Source organism: Kribbella sp. NPDC055071, from assembly GCF_053608045.1.
In genome coordinates this window covers 1-15,241 of record NZ_JBSGUS010000049.1, presented here as the reverse complement: position 1 = coordinate 15,241, position 15,241 = coordinate 1, and the positions used below count along the sequence as shown (strand labels likewise).

Sequence of the window (15,241 nt, the reverse complement as noted above, 5' to 3'; positions counted from 1 at the left end):
CCCTCACGAAGCACCAGCGCAACAGCAGGACGGTTCGGCATACCTCATTCTCACCCAACACCAACCGTCACCTAATTAATGACACGCGCCACTAGGGCCAGTTCCCAAAGAATTTCCCCACCAGTACCGCAGAGCAAGCCTTCAACACCTCGCGCAACCCTCCCCAGGCGTGCAGCTCGGGAGTGGGGTGGGGCTGGGTCAGGCCGGGGCGCCCAGTGTGGTCAGGGCGGTGGCTACTCGGCCGTGGGCGGCTTCCAGGGCGGCTCGGGCGGCGGGGATGGGAGTGCCGGTGAGGAGGTGAACCAGGGCCGGCTTGAGTTCGCCGTCGGCGTCGGCGAGGGCGGCTTCGCAGGCCTCAGGGTCGGCGCCGGTGGCTTCGGCGAGGATGCGGAGCATGCGGCCGCGGAGTTTGTTGTTGGTGGCGACGAGATCGACCATCAGGTTGGACCAGGTCCGGCCGAGCTTGATCATCAGCGTGGTGGAGAACGCGTTCAGGATCATCTTCTGCGCGGTCCCGGCCTTGAGCCGGGTCGACCCGGCGATGACCTCGGGTCCGGTGTCCGCGGCGATCACGATGTCGGCCAACGGAGCGAGCGGTGCAGCAGGGTTCGAGGTGATCAGCACAGTGGTCGCGCCGGCGGCTCGGGCAGCCTTCAGCGCACCAGCGACGTACGGCGTACTCCCCGAAGCGGCCAGCCCGATCACCAGATCCCGCCCGGTCACGGCGACCGCGTCGGCGGCACCGCCCTCCTCGGAGTCCTCGACGTTCTCGACCGCGCGGAGCAACGCCTCCAACCCGCCGGCATGGTGAGCGACTACCAAACCCTCCGGCACATGGAACGTGGGCAGCAGCTCAGCAGCGTCCAGCACCGCGAGCCGCCCCGACGTACCGGCGCCGAAGTAGTGCACGCGGCCGCCGCTACGGATCGACTCGACCCCGGCGTCGACAGCGCGAGCCAGCTGGGGAATCACGACGGAAACAGCACCGGCTACCCGAGCGTCCTCCGTGTTCACCATGCGGAGGATCTCGCTCGTGCCCACCGCATCGATGGCGAGCGTCCGGGGATTGCGCTGCTCCGTCGGCGTGGTCACAGGTTCGATGTTAGTTTCCTACTGAAGGTTTTTCAATTCTGTTCATCCTTGACAGAAACCCTTGACGCACAGGGAAGGAAGGAAGACCCGAGCGAGAGGATCTCGCCGAGCGCTTACTCCGAGCCCTTCAGGCGGTGGCCTCGGACCGCGCTGGCGGTCTCCTCCAGGGCCTTCCGGGCGTCCGGCAGGACCTGCTGGGCGACCCCGATGAACAGGCAGTCGATCACCGTCAGCTGCGCGATCCGCGACGCCATCGCCCCGGATCGGTACGTCGTCTCCCGCGCAGCCGTGGTCAGCACCAGATCGGCCGTCTTCGCGAGCGGCGACCGCGGGAAGTTCGTCACGGCGACCGTGGTGGCGCCGTGCTTGGCCGCCTCCTCCAGCGCCTCGACGACCTCGACCGTCGTACCGGTATGAGAGATCCCGATCGCCACATCCCCGTCACCGAGCAACGCAGCGCTCGTCAAGGCGATATGTACGTCGGACCACGCGAACGCGACCCGGCGGATCCGGTGCAGCTTCTGCTGCAGGTCCAGCGCCACGAACGCACTCGCCGCGAACCCGTACAGGTCCACCCGCGAGGCATTCACGACCGCATCCACGACCTTGGCCAGCGTGTCGACGTCGACCTGCTGGGCGGTCTCACGGACCGCCCGCTCGTCGGCGAACGCCACCTTGCTGACCACGTCGGCGAGCGAGTCACCAGGCTCGATGTCACCGCCGACCTCGGGCCGGATGCTCTCCTGCGCCGACTGGGCCGCCAACTGCAGGCGGAGCTGCGGATAGCCCGGAACGCCGATCTGCTTGCAGAAGCGGATGACGGTCGTTTCCGACGTCGACGCCACCTCGGCCAGCTCGGAGATCGTCATCGCCGCCACTCCGCCCGGGTCCGCGAGGACCGCGTTCGCCACCCGCTGCTCGGCCGGCGCCAGCGCGGGCATCACCGCGCGGACCCGGACCAACAGCGGCCCCGTGGGTTCTGGAGAGGTTGATGAATTCATGACAGCCACGGTACGGCGACTATGCACCAAGTGGGGTCACCGACGCGAAAGTCTCCAACCAGTTGCGGTAAATGATTCAGGCGTTCGTTCTCCGTCGAGCAGAACACCATCCCCGCTCGTGATCTTCACACCGTCGACGTAGACACCGCGGCCTTGGTATAGCGGATCGGTGGTGTAGCGCCACCGGATCGTCTGATCGCCCGCCGCCAGCTCGGCCGTGACCTGATGCCAATGCCGATCGCCCGATCCACTGATCGAGCCATCGGTATCGGTCACCGACCCTCGATCCCGCACGGTGAACGGCACCTTCGTCCAGGTCACACCATCCGGAGACGTCTCCAAATACAGGAGATCCGAGTCCTCGGTGTCGACGAACAGGTCGAACGCCAACTGTGCCCCACCAGCCGGTACGGCGACCTTCGTCGCCAGAGTCGTGGTCGCGTTGTCCGTCGTACCGGAGAACCATGCATCCTTGCCGTGTCGCGGGCCGACGCCGAGCGCCAGCGCGAGCCCTTGGACGACAGCGCGCCGCGCTGGGTTGTTGCTGCCCCAGTTGCGCGACGGGTGGACCCGGTTGGTCAGCAGGATCGCGAACGAACGCGAGTCGAAGTCGATCACGATCGACGTCCCCGTGTAGCCGGTGTGCCCGGCGGCGCGTGGGCCGGTCAGACCGCCCATGTACCAGCGCTGGTTCAGCTCGAACCCGAGGCCGTGGTCGTTCCCCGGGAAGGCCTGGTTGAAGTTGGTGATCATCGCGGTGACCGAAGATTCCTTGAGGATCCGCGCACCGCCGTAGCTTCCACCGTTGATGAAGGTCTGCGCGAGGACGGCCAGGTCGTCCGCGGTGCTGAAGACTCCGGCATGACCGGCGACACCGCCGAGGGACCAGGCGTTCTCGTCGTGCACAGAACCCCAGACCATCCCGCGGGGCGGCGCGGTCTGGAACTCGGTCGCGGCGATCCGCGGCTTCTTGCGCGGGTCGGGGTTGTAGCCGGTGTCCTTCATCCGCAGCGGTTTGGTGATGCCGTCGGCAACCAATTTGTCGAGCGGCTTACCGGCCACGCGGTGCGCGAGCTCGCCCAGGGAGATCAGGTTCAGATCGCTGTAGAGGTACTTCGTCCCCGGCACACTCGTCAGCTTCGCGGTCAGCGCCATCTGCATCCGCGCCGCCGGATCCGGCTGCGCGCTCCACAACGGCAGCCACGACGGCAATCCGGTCGTGTGGGTGAGCGCCTGCCGGACCGTGATGGCCTGCTTCCCGTTCTCTCCGAACTCAGGAACGTACGATGCGATCGGCGTGTCCAGCCCGACCTTGCCCTTCTCGACCAACTGCATCACCGCGATCGAGGTGAACAGCTTGGAGACCGACGCCAGGTCGAAGATGGTGTCGGTCCGCATCGGGATCTGCTGGTCCGGCGGCAGTTCGGTGCCGGCACCGTCGGCGTACTTGAGCGCCATCCCGGTCGCCGTCCGCGTGACGACCTTGCCGTCGTGGCCGAGCAGCGTGACCGCGCCGGCGTAGAGGGGTTTCGCCGTATCGCTGGGCTGGGTCCAGCCGGCGACCTGAGCCAGGGCGGCGTCGATCGGCGCCGGGTCGAGGCCGGCCTTCGCGGGGGTCGAGTCGCGCAAGAGGGTTCCCTTCGACGCGTACCCGGCGTACGGGCGGTCGAACCGGCCAGAATTGTTGCCATTGGCAACTGCAGGGGTAGCCATCGTCAGCATCACCGCAGAGGCTACCGCGACCAGAGCCCAGTACTTGACCGGTCCGGGCTTCATCGGTGCGGGCCTCCGTACAGAAGGTACTTCGCCCGGCGGGTCGTCCACGCGTCCGTCTCCGACTTCCACGCCCCGACGATCTCCTCGGCCGAGGCTCCGGCGGTCAGCATGGTCCGGAACCGGTCGGACCCGGTGAGCAGGTCGATCCAACGACCGGGCGGGGTCTCCGCGCGCCAGGCGAAGTCCGGGTACAGCTTGCGCGCCTCGACGATCATGTGGGTCGCCGCGGTGATCGCCTCAACCTTGTGCGGATCGGTGATCTGGACCTGGACGCCGCCGCAGAGCAGGTCCGCGTTCTTGCTGACGCTCGGCGTGAAGTACGCCTCCCGGAACTGCACGCCCGGGATCTTCTTGGTCTGCAGCGCCTCGGCCCACTTGTAGTCGACGTACGGCGCTCCGATCAGCTCGAACGGTCGCGTCGTACCGCGTCCCTCGGACATGTTGGTCGCCTCGAACAGGCACAGGCCCGGATACAGCAACGCGGTGTCCGGCGTCGGCATGTTCGGACTCGGCATCACCCAGGCGAGGCCGGTGTCGTCGTACAGCTGGTCGCGCTTCCAGTTCTTCACCTGGATGACCTGGAGCTCCTTCAGGCGGGCGCCGTTCATGTCCAGCGGCAGGTACTCGGCGTTGAACATCCGCGCCAGCTCGCCGACGGTCATGCCATGCTGCTGGAGGATCTCCTCCTTGCCGACACCCGAGGTGAAACCAGGCTGCAGCATCGGGCCGCGCGCGTACCCGCCGACAGGGTTGGGACGGTCGAGTACGACGAAGCGCGCGCCGGTGGTGACCGCGGCCTTCATCGCCTCGTACATCGTCCAGATGTAGGTGTAGAACCGCGCCCCGACATCCTGGATGTCGAAGACGACCGTGTCCACGAGGGCCTTGCCGTAGAGATCGGCGAGCTTGGTCGCGGTGGCGCCGTACGCGTCGTACACCATGATCCCGGTGCGCTCATCGATGTGATCGACCTCGGAACCGCCGGCCTGCGCACTGCCGCGGAAGCCGTGCTCGGGGCCGAAGACCGCGACCACGTTGACCTTGCCGGACGCGTGCATGGTGTCGACGATGTGGCTGAGGTCGGGCAGGATCCCGGTCGGGTTGCTGATCACGCCGACCCGCTGACGGGCCAGCGCACGCCAGCCGTCCTTGGCCAGTACCTCCGCGCCGGTCATCGTCGTGCGAGTCGTCGTCGTGTGGTCATCTCCGCCGGCCTGCGCTGCCGGTACGTCGATCAGCGGGACAGCGGCGAGTGCACCGGCACCCGCGAGCAGACTGCGTCGCCTCATCAATTCTCCCCTCGCCGAACCGCCGAAGTAACTGAATTACTGACGCTCCCCAGCGACGCGAAAGTTACCCACGCACGCACGCTGGGTCAAGGGGTGATTACGAACTGCCCACCTTACGAACTGCTCGCCTCAGGACCGGCGGACTCGACCGGCGGCCGGAGCACCAGCGTGACCACGATCAGCACCATGAAGACGGCCGTGAGCGCGAACGGGACCGGGATCAACGGATCCAGCAGGACGAGTACGGCGCCCGCCGGTACGACGACGTTGACGACGCGATCGGCGTTCGCGCGGAGAGCGATCCACCAGATCCCGAACAGGAAGACAGCGATCGGGACGGTCACCGTGAAGGACGAGGCAACGTCACTCAGCTCACTGTGATGCGTGATGACGTCGATCTCGACCTCGATGCCGGCCGAGAACGCACCGACCGCGGCGAACACGAAGTAGTGCACGTACCCGTACCGCAGCGAGCTCGCGAACGACGTGATCGCGGTGTGATGCGGTGGCCAGAAGTAGATCCACCACAGCGCGGCGGTCACGATCAGCGTCAGCACGCCGAGCGAGATCAGCGGGCCGAGCTCCTCGTGGTCGTGAACGGCCTCGATGAGCGCGTTCGCCGAGGCGAGCAGGCTTTCGCCGAGCAGGATCAGCGTGAAGAGGCCGTACCGCTCGGTGATGTGGTGCGGATGCCAGGGCGTCAGCCACTGTTTCTCGGCGATGATCGGCACGGACAGCTCGGCCGCGATGACCACGACGACCGCGAAGAACTGGACCGATTCCGGCAGGAACAGCATCAGGATCCAGAGGATCTGGGTCGTCGCGATCCCCGCCGCGTACATCCGGGTGGTTCGTCGGCTGGGGCCGGGCGTGCGGGACGCGCGGAGCCACTGGGCCACCATCGCGATCCGCATCACGACGTACCCGATCACCGTGATGGTGAAGTCCCGCTCGGCGAAGACGGCGTCGATCCCGGCGGCGAGGATCAGGACGCCGCTCATCTGGAAGATGGTCAGCAGCCGGTACAGCCAGTCGTCCGTGGCGAACGAGGTGGCGAACCAGGTGAAGTTCATCCAGGCCCACCAGATCCCGAAGAACACCACGGCGTACGTACCGATGCCGTCGAAATGCTTCTCCGCCAGCGCGTGATGCAGCTCAGCCGCCGCGACACTCACCGCCACCACGAACACCAGGTCGAAGAACAGCTCCAACGACGATGCGACCCGCCCCGGTTCGTGCGGGTCCCGCGGGAGCATCGGACTCAAGCGGGATCGCGACTCCGGCATTCGCACAGGTTAGACGGAGATGTCCACTGATGGGCGGAGGAGGGCCGCTGTGGCGAGGGCTTCGTGGGCCGGGTTCTCCAGGAAGGCCTTGATCAGGGTGGGATCGGCCGGCTCGTCGATGCGCGGGAGGACGATCTGCTCGTAGGCCGCCTGGAAGCGCGGGCCCCAGCGCCGCGTGCCGAGGCGCGCGGTGCGGGAGCAGTTGTCGACCATGTAGGCGACGTCGCGCGCGTGCATGTACGGCAGCAGCGAGTCGACCGCCTCGATGACCGACTCGTTGACGATCTCCGACCAGGCGTGCCCGCGCGCGGCGAACTCGTCGACCTGCGCCATCATCGTGGCCACGAACGCCCCCGCGGTCAGTGGATCGATGACGGTCGCGGCCTCGCCGCGGCGGGCCCGGACCCGTTCGCCGTACGACCACATCGGGCTGCCGCCGATCGTCGTCATCGGCTTGTCGGTGAGCCGGCGCTCGGCCAGGATCACGCTGCGCAGCTCGGTGCCTTCGGCAACTTCGTCGTAGATCTCCGCGACGAGGTCCCGGGCCGGGCCGTAGGCGACGCTGTAGGCACGATCGAACAGATCCGGATCCGCGGTCGCGGCGCGGACGGCGGCCAGGCCGTCGGTCGAGATCGTCCGCGCGATCGGACCCGTGATCGCCTCGGTGGAACGCTCGTACGCCGTGACCGGGTCGGCGCCGTCGATGCGGAAGTAGCGGTACATCGCCTCGACCAGGCCGTGGACGGCGCCGAGCAGGATCGCGCGCTCACCGACGATGTCGGAGTGGTACTCGTCGCGCAGGGTGGTGGCGAAGGTGTACGGCGATCCGAGGCCGATCGACCAGGCGAGCGCGCGGTCGGTGCCGTGGCCGTCGGGGTCCGCGTGTACGGCGATGCTCGCGTTGATGCCGGCGCCGTTGATGGTCGCGCCTTGCTGGTAGAGACGCCGTACCGAATCTCCCATGCCCTTGGGGCAGACCGCGATCACCGGATGGCCGACCGGGAAGTCGCTGCCGATCGCCTTCAGGTGACCGAGCAGGAAGCCGTGCGACAGGCCGATCGTGGCACCGGGCTTGAGCACCTCGAAGATCTGCGGGTGGTTCGCGGCGAGGGCGGCGTCGGCCATCAGCAGGATGACGAGATCCGAGTCCGCCGCGACCTCCAGCCAGTCGCCGAGGGTGCCGTTCTCCTCGGTGAAACCGTGCTTGCGCGCGTCGTCGGCAGACGACGAGCCCGGCCTCAGTCCGACCGAGACCGTGATGTCGGTGCCGGCCAGCGAGTCACGCAGGTTCTGGGCTTGGGCCCGGCCCTGCGGACCCCAGCCGATGACGCCGATCCGCCGTGCGCCGTGCAGCGCCTGCTCGAGCAGCGGGAAGAGGTCCCGGCCGCCACGAACGATCGTCTCGGTCCCGCCGGGGACCGTCATGGTCTCGGTCCGGAAGACCGACGAGGTAAGGGTGCTCATGCCTTTCAGTTAAAGTCGCCGGTAGGCGTTGCGACAAGCGCAACATCTGCACCGGGGCGTTGCAGGAGGTGAAACGTGGAGCAGCGTGAGCTCGAGTTGTTCCTGCATCTGGCCCGCACCCTCAACTACGGGCGGACGAGTCTGGAGTGTCATGTCAGCGCGGCGACGCTGACCCGGACGATCCAGCGCCTCGAGGTACGAGCGGGTGCCCGCTTGCTCGACCGGGGTCCGCGGGGCGTGGCGCTGACCGCGGAAGGGCGACGGTTCTCGGCGTACGCGGAGCAGGCTCTGGGGTTGTGGGACGACTATCGCGCCGGTGCCAGTGCGCCGAGTGGGTTGATCGGCGAGCTGAAAATCTTCGCCACCGTGACCGCCTGCCAAGCACTACTGCCCGACCTATTGGGCCCGCTGCGGGCAGCACATCCGCAGATCCGCCTGGACATCCGCACCGGCGACGCCGCGGCCGCACTGGCCCGCCTGGACGAGGGCGAGGTAGACGCAGCCGTAGCCGGCATCCCCAAACGACTCCCCCAAACGATGGCAACCCGCACGGTTGCCGTCACCGACCTGGTCCTGGTCAAAGCCCGCGACGCCGAGCCCGACGGCACCTACGTCGTACCTGCTCGAGGCCTGGTCCGCGAAGCCGCCTTCCACTGGTTCCGCCAAACCGGCGCCCGCCCAGTCATAGCCGCCGAACCAGACGGCCACGAAGCCCTCCTCACCCTAGTTGCCCTGGGCAACAGCACGGGCATAGTCCCCCGCCTCGTCCTCGACTCCTCCATCACCGCCACCCGCCTGACCCAAGTCCCCACCGAGACTCCCCTGGACCCCCTCCCCATCGGCCTCTGCGTCCGCAGACCCGACCTCCACCGCCCCCTAACAGCCGCCCTCTGGTCCTTCGCCCCAGACGTCGGGTCATCAGCCGCGGGGTGGGGCGGTGGTGGCGCCGGGGTGGAGGTTGGCGGGGACTAGTTGGGGTGGGAGGGGTGGGGCGCCTTCCAGTTGGCGGATCAGGGCTTCGGTGCCTAGTTGGCCTAGTTCGGGGCCGGGGGTTCGCATGATGGTCAGTTCGGGGTTGGAGAGGGCCGCGGTTTCGGGGGCCATCAGGAGCGGGAGGATGGAGATCTGGTCGGGTACGTCGTAGCCGAGGCGGTTGAGGCCGGACGCTACGCCTAGGCCGGCGTATTCGTTGAGGATCAGGACCGCCGTGGTGTCGGGGTGCTCGCGCATGAGGCGCTCGGCGGCTTCCTGGCCGGCGCGCGTTGTGTCGGCGCACTGCAGCACAACGGTCTGTACGCCGTACTCCGCGGCAACCCTGCGGTAGGCCGCCTCCGTCCGGACGTACGGCCCGTAGTTGTGGAACCGCGGATCGGCCAGATCACCCGAGACCAGCACGAGCCGGCGATGACCGAGCCCGTACAGATGACCGATCGCGTCCTCGACGGTCGCGTCGAAGTCGATGTCCACGTGTGACAACCCCTCGAGCTCCGCCGTACGGCCGATCAACGCGAACGGCGTCCCCGCGGCCTGCAGGATCGCGACCCGGGGATCGTCGAGCTGGACCTCCATCAGCACCACGCCGTCGACCAAACCCTGTCCCAGCAGCTCATGCAGCTCGGAGCCGTCGTTCCCGACCGGCCACAACACCAGGTGGTAGTCCTGCTTGCGGGCCGCATCGGCCGCGCTGGTGAAGAACTCCGCGGCCGAGAAGCCGAAGCGATGATCCAGCGCGGGATACGCCATCGCGATGATGTGCGTCCGCCGACTGGCCAGCGCGCGGGCCACCACGTTGCGGCGGTACCCGAGCTCGGCCATCGCCGCCTCGATCTTCGCCCGGGTGGCCGCCCGGACCGGCTTGGTGTCGTTCAGCAGGAAGGAGACGGTCGCGGTCGACACGCCCGCACGATCGGCGACATCGCGGATGGTCACCATCGGATTCGGCCCCCTCTGACATAGACCTCACTACACCTGGCGCTGACCTCTTGACAGCGATGTGACCCAAGGAACATAGTCCTTGGAACCTCAGTTAAGCGGTTTACCACCTCGGAGACAAGTCAATCCCACCGCCCCTCAGTCCTGTGGTTAAGCGTTTTGATCGGCCCGTTCCCTGAAGGAGACCGATGTCATGATCAGCAAGCGGATCGCCGCCGCGCTGGCCGGTGTGACAACCCTGTCGCTCGTGCTGGCCGCCTGCGGTGGCAACGGCAGCTCTGGTGGCTCGTCGTCGTCGACCGACAGTGTCAAGAGCCTCTCGATCCTGGACTACTACAACAACGAACCCGACAAGACGCTGGTCCAGAAGGGCCTCGACTCCTGCGCGAGTCAGCTCGGCGTCACACTGCAGCGCGAGACCGTGCCAGGCGAATCCTTCATCCAGAAGGTGCTGCAGCAGGCCTCGTCGAAGACTCTGCCGGACGTCCTCATGCTCGACAATCCCGACGTACAGCAGATCGCCGCGACCGGAGCGCTCGCGCCGCTGAACGACCTGGGTCTGACCGGCGACGGAGTCATCCAGGGCATGGTCGACGCGACGTCGTACCAGGGCAAGCTCTACGGGCTGGCTCCGGTGACGAACACGATCGCGCTGTTCTACAACAAGGACATGCTGGCCGAGGCCGGCGTACAACCGCCGAAGACCTGGGACGAGCTGAAGTCCGTGGCCAAGAAGCTCACCAAGCCCGGCCGGTACGGGCTCGCGTTCAACGCCAACGCGACGTACGAAGGGTCGTGGCAGTTCCTGCCGGCGATGTGGACCAACGGCGGCGACGAGACCGACCTGACCAGCCCGCAGGTCACGGAAGCCCTGCAGTTGTGGACGGATCTGGTGCAGTCGGGGTCCGCGTCCAAGAGCGTCATCAACTGGACCCAGGGCGACGTGAACGACCAGTTCCTGGCCGGCAAGGCCGCGATGATGGTGAACGGCCCGTGGCAGATTCCGGCGCTGAACAAGAATCCGAAGATCAAGTGGGACGTGGTCACGTTCCCGGTGAACAAGCCGGACCAGAAGCCGGTCGCGCCGCTCGGCGGTGAGGCGTGGACGGTCCCGCTGAACAAGGACCAGGCCAAGGAGCAGAAGGCCGCCGACTTCGTGAAGTGCCTGAACTCGGACGAGAACGAGCTCGCCTGGGCGAAGGCTCGGTACACCATCCCGACCAAGACCGCGCTGCTCGACGAGTACGTCAAAGAGGTCCCGTCGATGAAGGCCTTCACCGAGCAGGTCAAGACCGCCCGCTCGCGGACCGGCAAGCTCGGCGACAAGTGGCCGGACGCGGCGAAGGTCATCTACCAGGCGATCCAGCTGGCGTTGACCGGCAAGGCCTCTCCGCAGGACGCCTTCAAGCAGGCGTCCGGCGGCTGATCGCGATGGCTCAGGCGACACTCGTCCGTACGACGACCGCCGCGGTCCGCAGGTCCGTGGGCCGCGGCGAAGGCCTCACCAAGGTTCTGTTCGTCCTGCCGGCCGCGGTGGCGATGATCGCGCTGTTCGGCTACCCCGTGGTGAAGAACCTGCTGATGAGCCTGCAGGACTACAGCCTACGGACGTTCTTCACCGGGGCGGCGCCGTGGGTCGGCCTGCGGAACTACAGCGCGGTCGTCCGGGACAACCTGTTCGGCCAGGCGATGGTCAACACGGCGCTGTTCACCGTCGGCTCGATCGCGTTCCAGTTCGCGATCGGGCTGGCGCTGGCGCTGTTCTTCCACCGCCGGTTTCCGCTCAGCGGCGTCCTGCGGTCGTTGCTGTTGCTGCCGTGGCTGCTGCCGCTGATCGTGTCGAGCGCGACCTGGCGATCGATCCTCGAGCAGGACAGCGGCATCCTGAACCGGACGCTGAGCGCGCTGCACCTGATCAACGAGCCGGTGCCCTGGCTGACCTCGCCGTCGGTCGCGCTGATCGCGGTGATCGGGGTCAACATCTGGATCGGCATCCCGTTCAACGTGACGCTGCTCTACTCGGGTCTGGCCGAGATTCCCGAGGAGCTGTACGAGGCCGGCCAACTGGACGGCGCGACCGGGTGGCGTGCGTTCCGGTACATCACCTGGCCGAACCTGCGGTCGGTCGCGAGCGTGCTGCTGATGCTCGGGGTCGTCTACACGATCAAGGTGCTCGACATCATCCTCGGGCTGACCGGCGGTGGGCCGGCCAACGCGACCCAGACGCTGGCGACCCAGTCGTACCAGCGCTCGTTCGTCGACTTCAGGTTTGGTCAGGGTGCCGCGTTGAGCAACATCCTGATCGCGATCTCGTTCGTGTTCGCGATCTTCTACCTGCGCGGCACGCGTCGCGCGGTCGACGAGTAGGAGGACGGCATGCGACGTACGGCGTACTCCGTGATCGGCGTACTGATCCTGTGCGTGATGCTCTTCCCCGTCTACTGGATGGTGAACGCGTCACTGCAGCCCTCCGGCAACACCCTCACCGCGGGGCTCGTGCCGTTGCACCCGACGTTCAGCGGGTACAGCCGGGCACTCAGCGAGCAGGGCGGCAACCTGGTGACGAGCATGATCATCGCCGCCGGCACCGTCGTACTGAGTCTGGCCATCGCGACCCCGTGTGCGTATGCGCTCTCGCAGTTCCGGTCGCGATGGGTGTCGGTCGGGCTGCTGGCGATCCTGATCTCGCAGATGATCCCGGGGATCGTGATCGCGAACGCGCTGTACACGGCGTACGAGCGGATCGGTCTGCTCAACTCGATCCCGGGGTTGATCATCGCCAACTGCAGCAGCGGGATCCCGTTCGCGATCCTGATCCTGCGGTCGTTCATGATGTCGCTGCCACCGTCGTTGGTGGAGGCCGCACGCGTCGACGGCGCCGGGCTGTTCCGCGCGTTCGTCGCGATCGTCCTGCCGATCAGCCGGAACTCGCTGATCACCGCGGGACTGTTCAGTTTCCTCTTCTCCTGGAGCGATTTCCTCTTCGCGCTCACGCTGACCACCAAGGGCGGCGTGCGGCCGGTGACGCTGGGGATCTACCAGTACCTCGGCACCCAGGTGCAGAACTGGAACGCGGTGATGGCGACCGCGGTCCTCTCGGCGATCCCGGCCATCGTGCTGCTGGTCGCCGCGCAGAAATACATCGCCGCCGGTGCCATCGGCGGGGCCGTCAAATAACCATTGGGGAAACCAACTATGAAGGTACTTGTCTGGGGCGAGAACCGGCACGAGCAGATCGAGCCGCACGTCCGGGAGATCTACCCGGACGGCATGCACGAGACCATCGCCGCCGGGATCCGCGAGAACCTCGAGGCCGACGTCTCCACCACGACCCTCGACGAGCCCGAGCACGGGCTCACGGACGAGGTGCTGGCCGAGACCGACGTACTGGTGTGGTGGGGTCACGCCGCACACGGTGAGGTCGAGGACAAGGTCGTCGAACGCGTGTACCAGCAGGTGTTGTCCGGGATGGGCCTGGTCGTACTGCACTCCGGGCACTGGTCGAAGATCTTCGGCAAACTGATGGGTACGTCGTGCACGTTGCGCTGGCGCAGTGAGCGGGACCGCGAGCTGGTCTGGACGGTGAACCCGACGCATCCGATCGCGCAGGGCGTCCCGCATCCGATCGAGATCGAGCAGCAGGAGATGTACGGCGAGTTCTTCGACATCCCGGTACCGGACGAGCTGATCTTCGTGTCGTCGTTCTCGGGCGGCGAGGTGTTCCGGTCGGGGTGCACGTTCCGGCGCGGACACGGGAAGATCTTCTACTTCTCCCCCGGCGACCAGGACTTCCCGGTCTATCACCACAAGGACGTCCGCAAGGTGATCGCGAACGGCGTCGCGTGGGCTCGATCGGACCGGCCGGAGCGAGCGGTTCCGACACTGCTGCGGTACGAGACCGGGGACTTCTTCAACGGGCGTGGATACACCGGCCCGATCGAGGAGCCGACGGATGCCTGAGGCTTTCCGAGTGATCCAGGTCGGCGCGGGCGGGATGGGCCGCGCGTGGCTCCGAACGATCGCCGAAAATCCTGAGGTCGAGCTGGTCGGGCTGGTCGATCTGGATGTGGAGGTCGCGCGTACGGCGGCTTCGGAGAACGGACACGCTTCCGTGCCGGTGGCGACGTCGATCGACGAGCTCGGCGTCGAAGCGGACGCGGTGATCGACGTGACGGTGCCGGCCGCGCATCCCGTCGTGAGCGTGGATGCCTTACAGCGTGGGCTTCCCGTACTCAGCGAGAAGCCGCTGGCCGGGACCGTCCGCGAGTGCCTGACGATGATCGCGGCGGCCGAGGTGAGCGGGAAGCTGCTGATGGTTTCGCAGTCCCGACGCTATTTCCGCGCTGGGACCGCCTTCGGGCGGCAGCTCAAGGAGCTCGGGAAGATCGGGACGCTGTCGTGTGAGTTCTTCAAAGCCCCGCATTTCAGTGGGTTCCGGGAGCGGATGGCGGAGCCGCTGCTGGTCGACATGGCCATTCATCAGTTCGACCTGGCGCGCAAGCTGATCGGCTCGGAGCCGGTCTCGGTCTACTGCGAGTCGTACAACCCGGAGTGGAGCTGGTTCGACGGCAACGCGGCCGCGTCTGCGATCTTCCGGTTCGCCGACGGCAGCCGTTTCGCCTTCACCGGCAGCTGGTGCGCGCCCGGTCTGGAGACCTCGTGGAACGGTCGCTGGCGAGCCAGCGCATCCGGCGGTACGGCGACCTGGGACGGCGACAACGCACCCGTCGCTTCGTTGGAGTCGGGCGAAGCAGTGCCCGCCGTCATGACCGATGACCCCGAGCAGATCGCAGGCTCACTGGTCGAGTTCGTCGCCGCGGTCCGCAACTCGACCGTCCCACAGTCCGAGGCCCACTCCAACGTGATCAGCATCGCGATGGTCGAGGCCGCCGTACGCTCCGCCGCTTCAGGTACGCCGATCACGATCGCAGAGGTCCTCGAGTCCGCCCACACCGAGGCCCTGGACACTGTCCAGGACCCCGCGTTACTCGCAGCCCTCAAATCCTGGCCCAGCGCCCTGGCGGCCGTAGGTCTGTCCTTGTAACGAACGTCGGTTGATCGGACACCGCTCCGCGCCGGCTGTCTAGTTGCCGCCTTCGGCGGGTGCGCGGATCGCGGATCCGCCGCTCGGCTGGTGCGCGCAGAACCACTGTGCTGCGGCCAAGCCCTCCGGCGGGGCGAACTGCTGATACGCCGCCGATCTGGTCTGCGCCGAGAAACTGTGGTGTCGCGGTCTCCGGGCTGCGTGATCGTGCCAGTCGGGCTGGCGTGCCTCAAGGGCGCCTTCGGCGTCGCTGCGCGATCTACGACCCTTGACCCACACCACCCCGACCAGGGAAGGACGCAGCTATCCCGGAGCCGCTCACCCGAGTGGTCGCGTTCTGGGTGTGATCACGGTGCT

At 67.1% G+C, this 15,241-nt stretch carries 13 protein-coding genes; 6 read left to right on the top strand and 7 right to left on the bottom strand.

Annotated elements, in window-relative coordinates; genetic code table 11:
* Window positions 1–198: 198 nt before the first annotated feature.
* From murQ to ACWF4Z_RS37720, 6 genes are all read right to left on the bottom strand, one after another.
* A complete protein-coding gene (gene murQ, locus ACWF4Z_RS37745) occupies window positions 199–1,092 on the bottom strand; it encodes an N-acetylmuramic acid 6-phosphate etherase (protein WP_452248043.1) in 894 nt (297 codons plus the stop codon).
* 113 nt (window positions 1,093–1,205) lie between these two features.
* On the bottom strand, window positions 1,206–2,093 hold the full coding sequence (locus tag ACWF4Z_RS37740; protein WP_452248042.1) for a MurR/RpiR family transcriptional regulator: 888 nt from the start codon (window positions 2,091–2,093) through the stop codon (window positions 1,206–1,208).
* A 36-nt stretch (window positions 2,094–2,129) separates the two neighbouring features.
* Window positions 2,130–3,869 (bottom strand): serine hydrolase, encoded by a 1,740-nt coding sequence (locus ACWF4Z_RS37735; protein ID WP_452248041.1) that lies wholly within the window; start codon window positions 3,867–3,869, stop codon window positions 2,130–2,132.
* Window positions 3,866–5,158 carry an exo-beta-N-acetylmuramidase NamZ family protein gene (locus ACWF4Z_RS37730; RefSeq protein ID WP_452248040.1) on the bottom strand — a complete coding sequence of 431 codons (1,293 nt, stop codon included), beginning with the start codon at window positions 5,156–5,158 and terminating at the stop codon, window positions 3,866–3,868. Before ACWF4Z_RS37730 ends, ACWF4Z_RS37735 begins: the two co-directional genes overlap by 4 nt.
* A 113-nt stretch (window positions 5,159–5,271) precedes the next feature.
* Window positions 5,272–6,444: a low temperature requirement protein A gene (locus ACWF4Z_RS37725; protein ID WP_452248039.1), complete on the bottom strand. Its 1,173-nt coding sequence runs from the start codon at window positions 6,442–6,444 to the stop codon at window positions 5,272–5,274.
* A gap of 9 nt (window positions 6,445–6,453) precedes the next feature.
* Entirely contained in the window at window positions 6,454–7,908 is a 1,455-nt protein-coding gene (locus ACWF4Z_RS37720) for a ketol-acid reductoisomerase (RefSeq protein ID WP_452248038.1), read from the bottom strand.
* A 75-nt stretch (window positions 7,909–7,983) separates the two neighbouring features.
* On the opposite strand from ACWF4Z_RS37720, the gene ACWF4Z_RS37715 reads away from it, so the two are divergent.
* Entirely contained in the window at window positions 7,984–8,880 is an 897-nt protein-coding gene (locus tag ACWF4Z_RS37715) for a LysR substrate-binding domain-containing protein (protein WP_452248037.1), read from the top strand.
* On the opposite strand, the gene ACWF4Z_RS37710 is transcribed toward ACWF4Z_RS37715, so the two are convergent.
* The gene (locus ACWF4Z_RS37710) at window positions 8,827–9,840 is read right to left on the bottom strand and encodes a LacI family DNA-binding transcriptional regulator (protein WP_452248036.1); all 1,014 of its coding nucleotides are present in this window, start codon (window positions 9,838–9,840) and stop codon (window positions 8,827–8,829) included. The genes ACWF4Z_RS37715 and ACWF4Z_RS37710 overlap by 54 nt on opposite strands.
* 193 nt (window positions 9,841–10,033) lie before the next feature.
* Between ACWF4Z_RS37710 and ACWF4Z_RS37705 the strand changes: the two genes are divergently transcribed.
* Genes ACWF4Z_RS37705 through ACWF4Z_RS37685 form a run of 5 tightly spaced genes read left to right on the top strand, consistent with a single transcriptional unit; the run spans window position 10,034 to window position 14,884 of the window.
* Window positions 10,034–11,266: a sugar ABC transporter substrate-binding protein gene (locus tag ACWF4Z_RS37705; RefSeq protein ID WP_452248035.1), complete on the top strand. Its 1,233-nt coding sequence runs from the start codon at window positions 10,034–10,036 to the stop codon at window positions 11,264–11,266.
* A gap of 5 nt (window positions 11,267–11,271) precedes the next feature.
* Window positions 11,272–12,207 carry a carbohydrate ABC transporter permease gene (locus ACWF4Z_RS37700; RefSeq protein ID WP_452248034.1) on the top strand — a complete coding sequence of 312 codons (936 nt, stop codon included), beginning with the start codon at window positions 11,272–11,274 and terminating at the stop codon, window positions 12,205–12,207.
* A gap of 9 nt (window positions 12,208–12,216) precedes the next feature.
* On the top strand, window positions 12,217–13,017 hold the full coding sequence (locus ACWF4Z_RS37695; RefSeq protein ID WP_452248033.1) for a carbohydrate ABC transporter permease: 801 nt from the start codon (window positions 12,217–12,219) through the stop codon (window positions 13,015–13,017).
* Window positions 13,018–13,035: 18 nt separating this feature from the next.
* A complete protein-coding gene (locus ACWF4Z_RS37690; protein WP_452248032.1) occupies window positions 13,036–13,800 on the top strand; it encodes a ThuA domain-containing protein in 765 nt (254 codons plus the stop codon).
* The gene (locus ACWF4Z_RS37685; protein WP_452248031.1) at window positions 13,793–14,884 is read left to right on the top strand and encodes a Gfo/Idh/MocA family protein; all 1,092 of its coding nucleotides are present in this window, start codon (window positions 13,793–13,795) and stop codon (window positions 14,882–14,884) included. The genes ACWF4Z_RS37690 and ACWF4Z_RS37685 overlap by 8 nt, the downstream gene beginning before the upstream one ends.
* Window positions 14,885–15,241 lie beyond the last annotated feature (357 nt).